13 protein-coding genes are annotated in these 15,309 nt (G+C 29.7%); 4 read left to right on the top strand and 9 right to left on the bottom strand.

The annotated features are described in order from the left end of the window. Window positions 1–2 precede the first annotated feature (2 nt). From hypD to CPIN18021_RS04615, 5 genes are all read right to left on the bottom strand, one after another. Window positions 3–1,088, bottom strand: coding sequence for a hydrogenase formation protein HypD (hypD, locus tag CPIN18021_RS04635; protein ID WP_078424526.1), 1,086 nt, complete (start codon window positions 1,086–1,088; stop codon window positions 3–5). Further along, window positions 1,072–1,365 (bottom strand): HypC/HybG/HupF family hydrogenase formation chaperone, encoded by a 294-nt coding sequence (locus tag CPIN18021_RS04630; RefSeq protein WP_078423360.1) that lies wholly within the window; start codon window positions 1,363–1,365, stop codon window positions 1,072–1,074. Before CPIN18021_RS04630 ends, hypD begins: the two co-directional genes overlap by 17 nt. Further along, on the bottom strand, window positions 1,365–2,168 hold the full coding sequence (gene hypB, locus CPIN18021_RS04625) for a hydrogenase nickel incorporation protein HypB (RefSeq protein WP_078423359.1): 804 nt from the start codon (window positions 2,166–2,168) through the stop codon (window positions 1,365–1,367). The genes CPIN18021_RS04630 and hypB overlap by 1 nt, the downstream gene beginning before the upstream one ends. A 72-nt stretch (window positions 2,169–2,240) precedes the next feature. Next, complete coding sequence (locus CPIN18021_RS04620; protein ID WP_078423358.1) at window positions 2,241–2,702, bottom strand: GDYXXLXY domain-containing protein; 462 nt, start codon at window positions 2,700–2,702, stop codon at window positions 2,241–2,243. Next, complete coding sequence (locus CPIN18021_RS04615; RefSeq protein WP_157888046.1) at window positions 2,699–3,913, bottom strand: DUF2157 domain-containing protein; 1,215 nt, start codon at window positions 3,911–3,913, stop codon at window positions 2,699–2,701. The genes CPIN18021_RS04620 and CPIN18021_RS04615 overlap by 4 nt, the downstream gene beginning before the upstream one ends. 165 nt (window positions 3,914–4,078) lie before the next feature. Here CPIN18021_RS04615 and CPIN18021_RS04610 point away from each other — a divergent pair, with 165 nt between their 5' ends. The 3 genes from CPIN18021_RS04610 (at window position 4,079) to CPIN18021_RS04600 (ending at window position 9,819) form a co-directional block, all read left to right on the top strand. After that, window positions 4,079–6,937: an autotransporter domain-containing protein gene (locus CPIN18021_RS04610; RefSeq protein WP_078424524.1), complete on the top strand. Its 2,859-nt coding sequence runs from the start codon at window positions 4,079–4,081 to the stop codon at window positions 6,935–6,937. 88 nt (window positions 6,938–7,025) lie between these two features. Next, window positions 7,026–8,885, top strand: coding sequence for a molecular chaperone HtpG (gene htpG, locus CPIN18021_RS04605; protein WP_078424523.1), 1,860 nt, complete (start codon window positions 7,026–7,028; stop codon window positions 8,883–8,885). Window positions 8,886–8,994: 109 nt separating this feature from the next. After that, the gene (locus CPIN18021_RS04600; RefSeq protein WP_078423354.1) at window positions 8,995–9,819 is read left to right on the top strand and encodes an adenylosuccinate lyase; all 825 of its coding nucleotides are present in this window, start codon (window positions 8,995–8,997) and stop codon (window positions 9,817–9,819) included. A 1-nt stretch (window position 9,820) separates the two neighbouring features. On the opposite strand, the gene CPIN18021_RS04595 is transcribed toward CPIN18021_RS04600, so the two are convergent. Genes CPIN18021_RS04595 through CPIN18021_RS04580 form a run of 4 tightly spaced genes read right to left on the bottom strand, consistent with a single transcriptional unit; the run spans window position 9,821 to window position 12,448 of the window. Further along, window positions 9,821–11,068 (bottom strand): RNA polymerase factor sigma-54, encoded by a 1,248-nt coding sequence (locus CPIN18021_RS04595; RefSeq protein ID WP_078423353.1) that lies wholly within the window; start codon window positions 11,066–11,068, stop codon window positions 9,821–9,823. A gap of 3 nt (window positions 11,069–11,071) precedes the next feature. Continuing rightward, window positions 11,072–11,800 carry an LPS export ABC transporter ATP-binding protein gene (gene lptB / locus CPIN18021_RS04590; protein WP_078423352.1) on the bottom strand — a complete coding sequence of 243 codons (729 nt, stop codon included), beginning with the start codon at window positions 11,798–11,800 and terminating at the stop codon, window positions 11,072–11,074. Then, the gene (gene tsaE, locus CPIN18021_RS04585) at window positions 11,793–12,206 is read right to left on the bottom strand and encodes a tRNA (adenosine(37)-N6)-threonylcarbamoyltransferase complex ATPase subunit type 1 TsaE (RefSeq protein ID WP_078423351.1); all 414 of its coding nucleotides are present in this window, start codon (window positions 12,204–12,206) and stop codon (window positions 11,793–11,795) included. The genes lptB and tsaE overlap by 8 nt, the downstream gene beginning before the upstream one ends. After that, window positions 12,203–12,448 (bottom strand): RNA-binding S4 domain-containing protein, encoded by a 246-nt coding sequence (locus CPIN18021_RS04580; protein ID WP_078424876.1) that lies wholly within the window; start codon window positions 12,446–12,448, stop codon window positions 12,203–12,205. Before CPIN18021_RS04580 ends, tsaE begins: the two co-directional genes overlap by 4 nt. Before the next feature lie 596 nt (window positions 12,449–13,044). Between CPIN18021_RS04580 and CPIN18021_RS04575 the strand changes: the two genes are divergently transcribed. Next, the gene (locus CPIN18021_RS04575) at window positions 13,045–15,291 is read left to right on the top strand and encodes a glutamine--tRNA ligase/YqeY domain fusion protein (RefSeq protein ID WP_078424522.1); all 2,247 of its coding nucleotides are present in this window, start codon (window positions 13,045–13,047) and stop codon (window positions 15,289–15,291) included. Window positions 15,292–15,309 lie beyond the last annotated feature (18 nt).

Below are 15,309 nucleotides of genomic sequence, written 5' to 3'. Positions count from 1 at the left end.
TTTTACCTTTTTGTGTATTTGTAGTAAGCAGCACAAGCGCCCTCACCTGAAACCATACATGATCCGATAGGTGTTTGTGGCGTACAAGCTTTGGCAAAGACTTTACAATCATAAGGTTTTGCTTTTGCTCTTAGAATTTCTCCACATATGCATGCTTTTGATTCAGGTTTGCTAACAACACTACAATCAAAATTTATTCTAGCATCAAGTCTTTTAAATTTATCTCTTAGCTTGTACCCACTATTTTGTATAGTTCCAAGACCTCGCCAATTAAAATCACAAATTTCAAAGTATTCGTCTATTAGATTTTGGGCTTTGATATTACCTTCTCTTGTTACTATTCTTGAATATTCATTAAAAACTTCATATGTAGAATTGTTTTGTTGTTGAACTAAATTTAAAACACCAGTAAGTATATCAAGTGGCTCAAATCCACTTACAGCTATTGGTTTTTTGTAGTCATTTGCTATTTTTTCATAAATTTTTGTCCCCATAATAACGCTAACATGACTAGGCCCTAAAAACCCATCTATTTTTACATCTTTATCGTTCATTATAGCCATTACAGGCTCAGGAACTCTTACATGATTTATATGGAAAAATAAATTTTTTAAATCAAGTTCAATGCATTTTTTTATAACATTTGCTGTCATTGGGGTTGTTGTTTCAAAACCTATAGCAAAAAATATTACTTTTTTATCTGGGTTTTGGGTTGCTATTTTTATAGAGTCAAGCGGTGAATACAATGCCCTTATATCATGCCCTTTAGATCTAAGTTTTAGCAAACTATCATAAGAGCCAGGAACCCTTAGCATATCGGCAAGTGTACAAAATATAACATCAGGCATACTTGCCAATTTACAGGCTTCATCTATTCTATTTTTTGGCATTACACAAACAGGACATCCTGGACCATGAATAAAATTTATATGCTCTCCAACCAATTCATTAAGCCCAAATTTCATAATACTATGAGTGTGTCCTCCGCAAATTTCCATTATATTTAAAGGCTTATTACTCTTTTGTTTTATAAGTTTTGAAATAGCAAAAATCAGATCTTTGTCGCGAAAATCATTTATTAGATCCATCTAAAATCTCCATAAGTCCCATATCTCTATCATAAGAATCAATTTCACCATTTTCCATGTCTTTTGCTATTTGTCTATAAATTTCCAAACTTTCCTCGGCTATTTTAGTATCTATCTTTTCCATAGCAAAACCAACATGTATAAGGATATAATCACCTATATTTACATTTTCAGATATAAGATCTAAACTAACTCTTCGTTTTACCCCAAGAGTCTCTACTAATGCGACATTATCTTTATCTATTTCAAGAACCTTTGAAGGGACCGAAAGACACATTATCTAAAATCCTTTTTAAATTTTATATAATCAATCCATCTTTGAATACCATTTCCGCTTTTGCTATCTACTTCTATGATATCAACTTTTGGGTTTAGTTTTCTAGCTTCAGTTTTAACACGCTCTACTTCAAAATCAAAATGTTGTATCAAATCCATTTTGCTAACGATGATAACATCAGCAGATCTAAACATAACGGGATATTTAGCTACCTTATCATCACCTTCTGTTACGGATAATAAAACTACATTTAGATGAGTTCCCACATCATAGCTAGCGGGGCAAACTAGATTTCCAACATTTTCTACAAAAACAACATCCAAGTCATCCATAGGGATATTATGCAATCCTTCATGAACCATAAAAGCATCCAAATGACAAGTCTGCCCTGTGCTTATCTGGTGTGCTTTTCCACCGGCTTTTAGTATTCTGTTTGCATCGTTATTTGTTTCCAGATCTCCTTCAACAACACCTATTTTAAGATCAGAGTTTTTTATAGTAGCTTCAAGCAATGTCGTTTTTCCACTTCCAGGGCTGCTCATTAAATTTATAGCCAGTATTCCTAATTTATCAAACCACTCTCTATTTTTTAATGCTTCTTTGTCATTTTCAGATAATATTTTGCTTATAACATTTATTGTTTTTATATCATTTAATGTTGGATTTTGATGGGTGTGATTGTGATCACCTTCTCCTAGCTCATGCTCATTATCATGAGTGTGGGTATGCGAGTGAACAGTGCCATCAGAATGAGTGTGTGTATGAATATGATTTCCCATGCTACAGCCGCAATCTTTACACATCTTTTATCCTTTTATCGTAAATTTAGTTTCATTGCAACCATTATAACGCTTTGTAATTAAATAAATATAAATTTATTTTTTATTGTTTTTAATAAAATTTATCTCCACAATCCTAGCATTACCTTTAAAAATTTTAATCTTAGCATATGCCTTATAGTCAGGATCAGAAAGTTTATTTTGTAAAATAATTGCATTTTTTTCAGTGGTAAAATATTTTTGTATTCCAAAATTATTATAAATACCTTGTATGTATATCCCGCTTTTTGGTTTTTTATCTGTAATTTTTTTAGTGTAGTATATATTGTTTTTTTCTTCCAGTATAGTATAATTTTTTGATTTTTTTATATTATTTATATCATTAAAATCATATCTTAAATTTACATAATTCCCACGAAAAGGATCCATTGGGTCATATCCATGAACTTGCATAATAATCTCTTTTCCAAAATACAAAGGCACAAAAGCATAAAAAACCATCAAAAGAAGCAAAACGGGCTGTAATAAAGCTGCAAAAACAATAAATTTATTTTTCATTTTTTACTCTTTTTTAGTTTTAAAATAATAAACATAACAAACCCAAAAAATAAAAATAGCACACTTGTTGATATATAATCTCCATTAAACTCAAAATATCTAATAATAGATGTGCTAAAAATAAGCAAAAGCCCTAAAAAAAGTTTATCGTTTTTTATATAAAGTCCACCAAGTATTATACATATGATTGAAAAAAACAATCCTTCATTTTGAATATAAAAAAATGCGATAGGTAAACATAATAAAATAAAATTTAAAATAAATAAAAATTTATTTTTAAATTGAAAAGCTACTATAGAATTTATCACAAACAAAGATACAAAAATAAAACCATAAATGTTGTTAAAAATATCATAAAAACTCATCTGTGCTGGTTTTTGTTCTAACACAAAACTTAAAAATATCAAACACAATGAAGCAAATATTTGAGATATATTGTAAAAATTTTGAGAGTTTTGCACCTGCCCTATTTTATCTAAAGGTTCTTTTAGTGATATAAAAAACAACAAACACATGAGTATACAAAAACAATACATCACTATAGGCTCTCTTATGCCAACTTCGCTTATTTTGTATACTAGTGCAAAAAGATATATAATTATTCCTAAAATGATATTAAATACCAAAAACTTGCCACTTTTTTTATAACAAACAAATGTCGATAAGAGTATAAAACCTATAAAATATATTGAATTTATATCATAGTAAGACAGTTCAAAACATAGCCATGTTATGGATATCAAAAGTGAAACAGCTGTCAAAAAAGAGCTAAAAAGACAAACAGATAAGACCATGGAACCAATAGCATAAAGCAATAATCCATCTGGCATATATCTATCAAGATGATATGTTTGTGATATCAAAGCTATACTAACTCCATATACCAATATAGCTAGGAAAAATATAATCTCAGAGCGTTTGAAATTTCCTTTTTTATAAGTGTAAAGACCTGATATATTTAAAAATAATGTAAGACTTACAAGTAAAATAAGACGAATATAATCAGGTATTTCTTCCCAGTTAGAACCAACTAAAAAAAATAACGATAACCCAAAAAATAGATAAGCCAATAAATTTAGTAAAAAATTAGAATTTGTTTCTGAATTTATTATACCACAATCATATCTTTTTGATATTTTATTTACAAAGTCATCATTTGCTATGCCTTCTTGTTTGCATTTTAAAATTTCTTTAGCTAATATGTTTTTCAATTTATACCACCTAATAATGTTAAAATTATATTTAAAAATTATAACATAAAAAATGTTAAAATATAATTTATGTTATTTTTTGGTATAATCTATAATATCATCAAAACAAAGAAAATTTTATAAAATAACTAAATTTTTATCAAACATTTATAAAGGAATAATTTTATGGGTAAAAACTTAAGAAACATTAACTATATCTTAAAACCAAGTGTGGTTATCTCTTTATCTGCATTTTTGGTTTCTTGTGGTGGCGGAGGAGGTGGCGGAGGAGGCTCTTCTCAACCATCTTCTACAGATATTTATATACCACCAACAAATCGTGTATTACCCTCACCCCCCCCCATGAAAAATCTAGGAAATGGTAAAGAAGATCAACAAGATAATATTAAACTATTGCCTAAAACTGATTTGCTAAAAAAAATGAACTTAAATAATGAAAATATAAACAGAGATCAGTTAAAAGATAAAGAGAATGATGAAAATAATCATAAGACTATCTCTATAATAGATAGCGGCTTTAATAACTACCCATTAAGCGAAAGAGTAAAAAAAGCAAATTCTAATACAAGATACCAAACAGCTCATGGGGTATATGTAACAGATATTATAAAAGACAATACAAAACAAAATCAGATTTATATAATAGATGCTGGTAGCGGGGGCTTAAATTTATCTTTAATTCCCGACTATTTTGATACCATGTATAAAAAAGGCGCTAGGATATTTAATAATTCATATGGAAAAACAGAAAATATTAATTTGAATCAATATAGATTAAATACTCTTGAATATTATATAAACAACAAGCCAGAGACAGACAGTATATTTGTTTTTGCTGCTGGAAATGAAAGTAAAAATTATACAAGTATTGAAGCTAGTTACCCAATAGTAAATGACAATGCTAGAAATGGATTTATAGCAGTTGCTGCTTATGATGAAAAAGATAAATCAAAACTTGCTAGTTATTCAAATAGATTTGATGAAAAATCAAAAAAATGGGGGATAGCAGCTAGTGGTATTACCAAAAATAATCAAGGAACTTCTTTTGCTGCTCCTAGAGTTACAGCAACAGTAGCAAATGTATGGAACCAGTTTCCTTGGATGAGCAATCACTTAGTAACTGTTACTATACTATCAACAGCTGATAAACCAGGAAAGCCCGGTACTCCTACAGAAGGTCCAAATTCAGGACAAAAAGAACAAGGAAATCCTGAATTTGGATGGGGAATTTTAAATCAAGAAAGAGCTTTAAGAGGACCCGCATTGCTTCACTTGGATCTTAGAACATTAAGCAAGGATGAGCAATTTGTTCAAAACTTATTTACAGTTGATTTTGATTATAGAAATTATCAAGATAAAGACAAACTAACCTGGAGTAATGATATCAAAGGTGACGGCGGTATATATAAAAAAGGAACAGGTATTTTATATCTTAGCGGAGATAATCAATATAAGGGTTCTACTTGGATACAAAATGGTGAGATAGTGCTTCAAAATAAACTCAAGAATTCATATGTAATTATAGAAAAACAAGGAACCTTAAGAGCTGAATCTAAAAATGGCACATTGGTAGAAATAGGTAAGTCAATAACAAATAATGGAGGTTCTTTAAATGTATACGGAAAAGGACTTTATATAAAAGAAAAATATGAAGGAAAAAATGGAGCTAGAATAGTTATAGATATAGATAAATCTCTATTAAAAGCAAGTGGTAGTGTTGATTTTGGTACCAATGGGTATCTTTTAGCTGATGTGCAAAAACCAAATGAAATTCCGTCAAAAGATTTAAAACAAAGAACTATTATTGAGGCTAATAAAATAGAAAATTTTGATTCTAATAGAGCTAAAATTTCAACCGATATATCACTATTTATAAATATATATGGTTTAAATTTAAAAGACCAAAATAAAAAATTAGATGCACAGTATTCAAGAAATGATGCTCCTATAGTTGCAAAAGCATTAGGTTTTCAGTCTAATGATATAGCATTTAAAACTGCAAAAAATTTAGATGTCGTTTTGGATGAATTAGCTGAAAGTGGTAATAAAAATAGTGAAATCTATCAAGCTTCTTTGATGATGTTTGAAATGCCAAAACCTGTTTTAGCTAAATCTATAAATACGCTTTCTGGTGAAATTTATTCATCGAGTCAAAATATACTTGCAAAACAAAATGAGACTTTCAGTAAAACATTAAGCAACAGGTTATCATCTTTGATTTATGAAGATAGAAGTGGCTTTTGGGCCAATCAGATATTTGCAGATGTAAATTTAAAAAATAAAGGCTATGCTAATACTAGCACAAATATACACGGTTTAGCATTTGGGATTGATAAAAAAACCGACAATTATATACTCGGCGTTTCTTTTCTTTCCGGAAGAGCAAAAACTGATTTTGATAAAAATGCAGGTAGTACAAATATAAAAAATACATCAGTTAGTTTGTATGGTTCATACAACTTTGATGATTTTTATATGCTTGGTAGAGTTGGATTAAATAGTTCAAAAAGCAAGGTAGAAAGAGAAATTTTAGATAAAAACTCAAAAATTTCATACGACAGTAAATTTTATAACACATATACAGAAATTGGTAAGATTTTTGAATTAGATAAATTTAAAATAAATCCATTTTTTGCTACACAGCTTGACTGGCTACAAAGAGATAAAATTTCTGAAAAAGATGTTTTTGGACTACAAGCCGATAAAAAAACATATAACTTAACATCTTTGCTAGCAGGTGTAAGAACAAAAGTTGAATTTGACAAACTATTTATAAGCTCAAATCTAACTTATATCAACAAGCTATCTCCTAATGATTTTAGCTTTGATGCAAAATTTACAGGCTCAAATAGCAATGTAAAAATAACAGGTATCAAAGAAGCCAAAAGCACTATATGGTTTGGTAGTAACTTTGGCTATAATCTAACCAAGGATATCATGTTAAATTGTGGATTTGATCTATCTTTTGACAGCTCACACAATAACAGTAAAGTATTTAATGTTGGTGGTTTATATAGGTTTTAATTAAACTTGATACAATTCATATCAAGTTTAAAAATAATTTTATCACTTTATGTTATAATCTGCCAAAATTTCAAAAAAAGGAAATAAAATGGCAGATAAATTTGAATTTCAAACAGAAGTGAATGATCTTTTAAACCTAATGATACATTCACTTTATTCAAACAAAGAGATATTTTTAAGGGAGCTTATTTCAAATGCAAGTGATGCTCTTGATAAGCTAAACTATCTATGTCTAACAAACGATAAGTATAAACAACTTCAGTATTCAGCAAAAATAGACATACAATTTGACAAAGAAAATAAAACGCTAACCATAAGTGATAATGGTATAGGCATGAATAAAGATGAACTTATAGCAAACCTTGGAACGATAGCAAGAAGCGGAACAAAAGGCTTCTTATCATCTCTTAGTGGCGATGCCAAAAAAGATAGTTCGCTTATAGGTCAATTTGGTGTTGGTTTTTATTCTGCATTTATGGTTGCAAACAAAATAGAAGTTGTTAGCAAAAAAGCCTTAGAAGAAGATGCTTATAAATGGACATCTGATGCTAAAAGCTATGAGATAGAAAATGCTCAAAAGCAAGGACACGGAACAAGCATAACACTACACTTAAACGATGAAGAATTTGCTGATGAGTGGAGACTTGAAAACATAATCAAAAAATATTCAAACCACATTCCATACCCTATCTTTATGGACAAAAGTGAGTATATTCCACCAAAAGATGAAGAAAAAGAAGGAACTTATGAGAGTAAAAACACTCAGATAAATAAAGCTTCAGCTCTTTGGCGTATGAATAAATCAAGTATAAAAGCTGATGAATATAATGAATTTTATAAACAAATAAGCCATGATTCAGCCGATCCTATTTTACATATACATACAAAAGCAGAAGGAAAGATAGAGTATTCATCATTATTTTATATTCCTAGTGTAGAACCTTTTGATCTTTTCAGAGTTGATTATCAAAGCGGTGTTAAACTTTATGTAAAAAGAGTATTTATAACAGATGATGCAAAAGAGCTTTTGCCACCTTATTTGCGTTTCGTTCGTGGTGTTTTAGATGTTGAAGACTTGCCTTTAAATGTAAGTCGTGAGATACTTCAAGAAAATGCGATAATGCGTAGTGTTAAAGAACAAAGCGTAAAGAAAATTTTAAACGAGCTTAAAAAACTAAAAGAGTCAGATAAAGAAAAATACATAAAATTTTACACACTTTTTGGAAAAGTCTTAAAAGAAGGCTTGTATGGCTTCGGCGGAGAAAAAGAACAAATTTTAGACTTAGTGCTTTTTAAATCAACAACAAGAGATGGATTAATAAGCTTAAAAGAGTATAAAGAATCAATGAAAGATGATCAAAAAAGCATATATTATATAAGTGGAAATAATGAAAATATGCTTAGAAACTCTCCTTTACTAGAAAGCTTCAAGTCTAAAAATATAGAGGTTTTAATAATGGATGAAGAGATTGATACTATTGTTATGCCTATGGTTAATGAATTTGATAAGACACCATTAAAATCAATCTCACATTCAGATATAGACGATGAGATAAAAACAGAAAATGAAGATAAAAAAGATGAGAGTGCCATCGCAAATACACTTGTAAAAATGCGTGAAATACTAAAAGATGAAGTTAAAGATGTAAAACTAAGCTCTCGCCTTAGCGAATCAGCAGCTGTCTTAATATATGACAAAAATGATCCTGACTTCGCTATGCAAGGCATATTAAAACAGATGGGTCAAAGCAATATACCAAAAGTAAAACCTATACTTGAAATAAATGCAAATCACGAAATTTATAACAAACTTGAAAAAAATGAGCTTATGGTAAATGATATTTCAAGATTATTGCTTGATATGGCAAAGATAAATGAAGGCATGAGCATAGAAAACCCATCTGAATTTAGTAAAATTTTAACAAAAATTATGGTAAAAGCCATATAATTTAATCCGGTTAAGTCTTTTTTTTTGACTTAACCACTATTTTTACATACATATGGAACACTTATTGCTTATGGTCTTTATATAATTTATGTAAAAAATGGAGATTGCTATGCATATAACTCATACTTTGGAATCTTTAAGTATAAAAACTTATGATGATAAACTTTTTACTGAACTAAGCAATATGATAAATAAAAATTTTCAAAACACAATTTCAAGCAAAGGTAAAGTGATATCTTTTTATGAAGAAACTGAAATTCCACAAAGAAAGTATTTCTTAAAATTTATAAAAAAAATTTATGAAAAACAAAATAAAGATGAATTAAATATACAATTTGCTGAATACAAAACAATAAAACTTAACTATATGCAAAAAAATACATTGACAAATGTAATATTTGCAAAGGTATATTTTGAAGATGATGAAGTTATTTTTAGACTACAAAAATCAAATAATCTGTTTTTTGGATACTTATTACAAACTTTTAAAAATAGAGAATTTAAAATAAATGATTCAAAAACTAGGCTAAACATTAAAATAACATCTAATGGTGATTGTGATATTTTAAACTCGCTATTTGAGAAAAAAGAGTATTTGGATTTTATAGTTGATTTTGATAAAGATGATGACAAATTTGATAAATTTAAAAGAAACTTCAAAGTAAAAAAATCAGCTAAATTTATAAATAGATTTTCAGCACTTGCTTCATTGCTTGAAGATAACTTTAAAGTACTAGACTGTAAGATAGACAGTAGTTTTGATGATATAAGACAGAGTTATTTAGACCTTGTAAAAATTTATCATCCAGATAGACATGCCAACAAATCAGAAAATATTAAAGATGTGTATAGAAAGAAATTTGAGCAAATTCAAAATGCTTATGAGAGCTTAAAATCATTCTTTAAAACTCAAGAAAACTTTATAAGTGCTTAAATTAAGAGCCATTATTTATAGCGTAAATTCTCTTTCTTTCGCTAGAACTCGCTATATTTAAGGCTTTTCTGTATTTTGTGATGGTTCTTCGAACCATTTTTACCTTAAATTCATCTTGGATAAGTTCAAGAATTTTAAGATCAGATAATGGTTTTGATTGATTCTCGTTTTTAACTAAATTCAAAACATAGCTTTTTATTGTAGCATTGGATACATCATCATCTAAAGCAGTTGCAAAAAAGTTTTTTAGTGGTATTAGACCTCTTGAACATTGTAGATATTTATTTGATATAGCCCTTGATATAGTAGATGGATTTCTATCTAGATCATCTGCTATATCTTTTAGTTTCATTGGCTTTATATCTCCACCGAAAAAAAAGTCATACTGGTATTCAACTATCATTAGTCCTATCTTATAAAGTGTTGATTTTCTTAACTCAAGCGCATCTATAAGCTCTTTTGCCTCTTTTATTTTTGATGCTACAAAATCATCTTTTTCATTAAGTCCATCTACATCAAGAACTATATTTGGATACTGATCGCTATTTAAACTTACATTTATATTGTTATCGCTTGTATCTATAAAAATATCAGCAAATATAGCAACATCATCTTGGATATATTCAATAGCTGGTGGGTTTTTAAATTTTTTTATTACAGCGATAGCCTTTTCGTAGTCTTTTGTTTTTGTTAGACTTTGTAAGCTATCAAAATTTAGTATTATGTTTTTTGCTATTTTATAAATTTCATCATCAATATTTATAGCTTCAAGCTGAAACATAAAGCTCTCTTTTAGATCTTTTGCCCCTACTCCAGCTGGTTCAAGATATGTAAAACGATCTCTTATCTTTTCTATCTCATCCATGCTTTCAGTATTAAAAATATCTTTATCGTATTCAAAATACCCCTCACTATTTATACATTGTATTATTTTGTATGCTATGTTCTGTGATTTTTTTGTTGGGAAAAGAGGCGGATTTATTTGAGAGCTTAATATATCATAGAGGCTATCTTTGTTTATTGTTAAAGCTTCTATGTTGTCAGTAGCTGAATTACTATAAATTTGTTTAAAAAAATCTTTTTTTGGGGATTTTGGATTTTGTTCTATCGTTATAAATGGATTTTTTTCAGCAAAAGGTTCTAATGTCTCTTTTAGTTCATCAAGACCACTTTGAAGTATACCAAGCCAAGATCTGAGTGTCTGATTTAACTTATTTTTGGTGGTTATTGATGTTTTTTGACGAAGCATACTTTACTCTAAAAGTTTAAATTCTTCACCAAGATAATAAGTTCTTACACTTTTGTCATTTGCTATCTCTTTGGCTGTTCCATTTGCAAGCAAATTACCATCTTTGATCACATAAGCCCTATCGCAGATAGCCAAGGTCTCTCTTACGTTGTGATCGGTTATCAAAACCCCTATCCCAAGTTTTTTTAGATCTCTTACAATGCTTTGTATATCGCTAACAGCTATTGGATCAACTCCAGCAAAAGGTTCATCAAGAAGTAAAAATTTAGGTGTTATTACAAGACTTCTTGCTATCTCACAACGTCTTCTTTCACCACCACTAAGACTCACACCTTTTCTAAGCCTTATTGGTTCTATATTTAACAAATCAAGCATTTCATCTACTTTTTTTGCGCACTCTTTTTTGTCTTTATATACAAGCTCAGCACCCAAAAGCAAGTTTTCTTCAACACTTAAATCTTTAAAAATACTTGATTCTTGTGGCAAGTAGCCTATTCCCATTCTGGCTCTTTTATGAAGTGGTGTATTTGTAACATCTTCACCGTCTAAAAAAATACCACCGCTACTTGGTTTTATAAGCCCGCATGTCATATAAAAAGTAGTTGTTTTTCCAGCTCCATTTGGACCAAGTAGCCCTACTATCTCGCCACTTTGTATATTTAGTGATACACCATTTATAATATTTGTCTTTTTTATAGTCTTTTTTAAATCTTTTACTTCTAATTTATGCACCAAAAACCTCATATTCTCTTAAATCATCTTTTAAATTTATAACAATTTTTATATATTGTATTTCGTAGTTTTTAAGCAAATTTTCCAAATTCTCATCGCCCCACTCTACCAAATGCAGTCCATCTTCGAACAAATTTTCAAAAAGACCATTGTTTAATAAGCCATTAACTCCATTTTGATATATATCATAATGATAAATTGTTATATCTTCTGACTTATAAGATTGCATTATAGAAAATGTAGGAGATGTAACCTCTTCATATATTCCATGAAATTTTACTATGTTTTTAACAAGTGTTGTTTTGCCGGATGCGAGTGTTCCTTGAAGCAAAATTATCCCGTTTTTTGGCAAAATATCCATTAGGCTGTTTATATCATCTAAGCCAAGAATAAATTTCTTACTCATATTTGTTTTACATACTCACTTTGCGATGATTTTGGTATGCTCTTAGTTGTAGGTATAGCCAATACTTCATAATTTACATCTTTTGTTATAAATTTTATTGTGATTTTATCGCCTATTTTTACATCTTTTGCTGGCTTTACGATAACACCATTTATACTTACAACACCACTTTTACACATATCTTCACTAATAGCTCTACGCTTTGTTATATTTACAACATTTAAAAATTTATCTATTCTCATAAGACCCATTTTAGCCAAAAAACTCTTAAAATTTATATTGTTTTGACTGTTTTGTTTTATCTTGTATTATAATTTTTTGATAATTTAGATTATTAAGCTTTAAATTTGTCTTTAAGTTCATCTATTTGGGCTTTACCAAACTCATCATCATATCCAAGTATCTTGCCTCAAATACTAACTTTTGCTTCATCACCATTGGCATAGCCACTAAGTGGGTAAATAAATCTATTAAAAACCTTAGCTTATTCTTTTTGACTTAAATTTGCAAAATCAGATAATTTCTCAAATCTGCCTTTGCTTGTATCAATATTTCTATGGAGACTATCATTAACACTTTTAAAACCTAAAGCTTTTATGACTTTTTTAGGATTATTAGTTGAAACTGGTATAAATTTGAGATTAAAATTAAGTGGTTTTTTGGTGCTGCTAGATTCATTACACCATGTCCTTATTAAATATTTTACGGTATATCGACAAATTTTAAAAAATATTAATATATTATTTATATTTATGGATTAGAACAATTAAAAATATTTATTTTGAAAACAAGATAATATTTGATAAAATACTATAAATTTTAAATAAGGTTAAATTAAATGGAAAAAAAGACAAATTTCTTACAAACTATAATAAAAAATGACTTACAGACAAAAAAATATGAAAAAATAATAACAAGATTTCCACCAGAACCAAACGGCTATCCACACATAGGACATGCCAAATCAATATGTTTAAATTTCGGTCTTGCAAAGGAATTTAACGGACTTTGTAACCTAAGAATGGACGACACAAACCCAACCACAGAAGATACTGACTATGTAAAAGCCTTAAAAGATGCGGTTGAATGGCTTGGCTTTGAATATAATGGAGATATTAGATATACATCTGATTATTTTGACGAGCTTTACGAATATGCCGTAAAGCTTATAAAAATGGGCAAGGCTTATGTGGATAGCATAAGTGAAGATCAAATGAGCGAATACCGTGGCACGGTAACGAGTGCTGGAAAAAGAAGTGAGTTTGCAAACCGCACAGTGGAAGAAAACTTAGACCTTTTTGAGCGTATGAAAAACGGCGAGTTTAAAAACGGCGAGCATATTTTAAGAGCAAAAATAGATATGAGTGCAAAAAATATGCAACTTCGAGACCCTTTGCTTTATAGGATTCGCCACTCTCATCATTTTAGGACAGGCGATAAATGGTGCATTTATCCTATGTATGATTTTGCCCATCCTTTGTCTGATTATATAGAAGGCGTTACGCATTCTATTTGCACCCTTGAGTTTGAAAACAATCGCGACATTTACAACTGGCTACTTGACACTCTAGGACTTAGCCCACGGCCTTATCAGTATGAGTTTGCAAGGCTAAATATAAACTACACAATGATGAGTAAAAGAAAGCTTATAGAACTTGTAAGAAAAGGCATAGTTAGTGGCTGGGATGACCCTAGAATGCCAACTATCGCAGGATACAAAAGAAAGGGCTATACAAAAGAATCTATCATTAACTTTTGCGAACAAATAGGTGTAGCAAAGGCAAACTCAACCGTAGATGTGAATCAACTTGAGTTTTGTATAAGAGATGATTTAAACACCAAAGCACCGCGTGTTATGTGTGTTAGCGAGCCTTTAAAAGTGATTATTGAAAACTACGAGGGGGATGAAGAGCTTGAGGCTGATTATTTTCCACCTGATGTTGGTAAAAGTGGCAGTAGAAAGCTAGTATTTTCAAAAGAAATTTATATCCAAAAAGATGATTTTAGCGAGAATCCACCAAAGGGATATTATAGGTTAACTCCTACTCAAAGCGTGAGATTAAAACACGGCTATATCATAAGCTTCAAAGAGGCTATAAAAGATCAAAACGGCGATATAGTTGAGCTTAGAGTAAATTATCACAAAGACTCAAAAAGTGGCAATGACACAAGTGGCATAAAGGTAAAAAGTGCTATACAATGGCTAAGTGCAAAGACAGCCCAAAAAGCCGAGCTTAGACTTTATGATAGATTGTTTTTAAACGAAAGCCCAAAAGATGAGAACGACCTAAATCCAAACTCACTTATAGTTATAAAAGATGCCTTGATAGAACCAGCTGTACTTAGTGAAAAAATAAGCCAGAGATTTCAGTTTGAAAGACTTGGATATTTTTATGCTGATCCAGTTGATTATACAGATGATAAGCCTGTGTTTAACAAAATAGTAGGGCTTAAAGACTCTTACACAAAAAGCCCACAAATAGCACAGCAAAATCAAGAAAAAAGTGTCAAGAAAGAGCAAATCCAAGGCGAAAGCAAGGCTTTAAGCAAAGAAGAACAAATTATCTTTGAAAGATACACAAAAGAATTATGCTTAAATGATGAAGTTGCAAATATCTTAGCAAAAGATAAGGCCTTATCTGAGTTTTTCCAAAAAGCACTTTTAGAGTTAAACAGCCCTATAAATTTAGCAAATATTATAACTTCGCAAGTGGCAAAAGAGATAAAAAATAGCAGTGCAGATGAGCTTAAATTTAGTCCTTTGCAAGTTGCAAATTTGATTAAAATGCTTGATGATGAGCTAATTTCAAGCAAGATAGTTAAAGATGTTTTTGAGATTATGGCTAAAACCGGCAACGAACCACAAAAGATAGTGGAAGAAAAAGGACTTATTCAAATAAGCGATGCAAATATCATAATGCCTATGATTGATGAAGTTTTAGCAAAAAATAGTGAGAATTTACAAAAATACAAAGATGGCAATACAAATCTTTTTGGCTTTTTTGTAGGTCAAGTACTAAAAGCAAGTGGAGGCAAGGCAAATCCGAAGGTCGTAAATGAGCTTGTAAAAGAGAAATTAGGTTAAAATTTGCGAATATTATTA

This window comes from Campylobacter pinnipediorum subsp. caledonicus (assembly GCF_002022005.1).
Taxonomy (GTDB): domain Bacteria; phylum Campylobacterota; class Campylobacteria; order Campylobacterales; family Campylobacteraceae; genus Campylobacter_A; species Campylobacter_A caledonicus.
The sequence above is the reverse complement of the archived record's forward strand: the minus strand, read 5'-3'. Positions and strand labels throughout refer to the sequence as shown.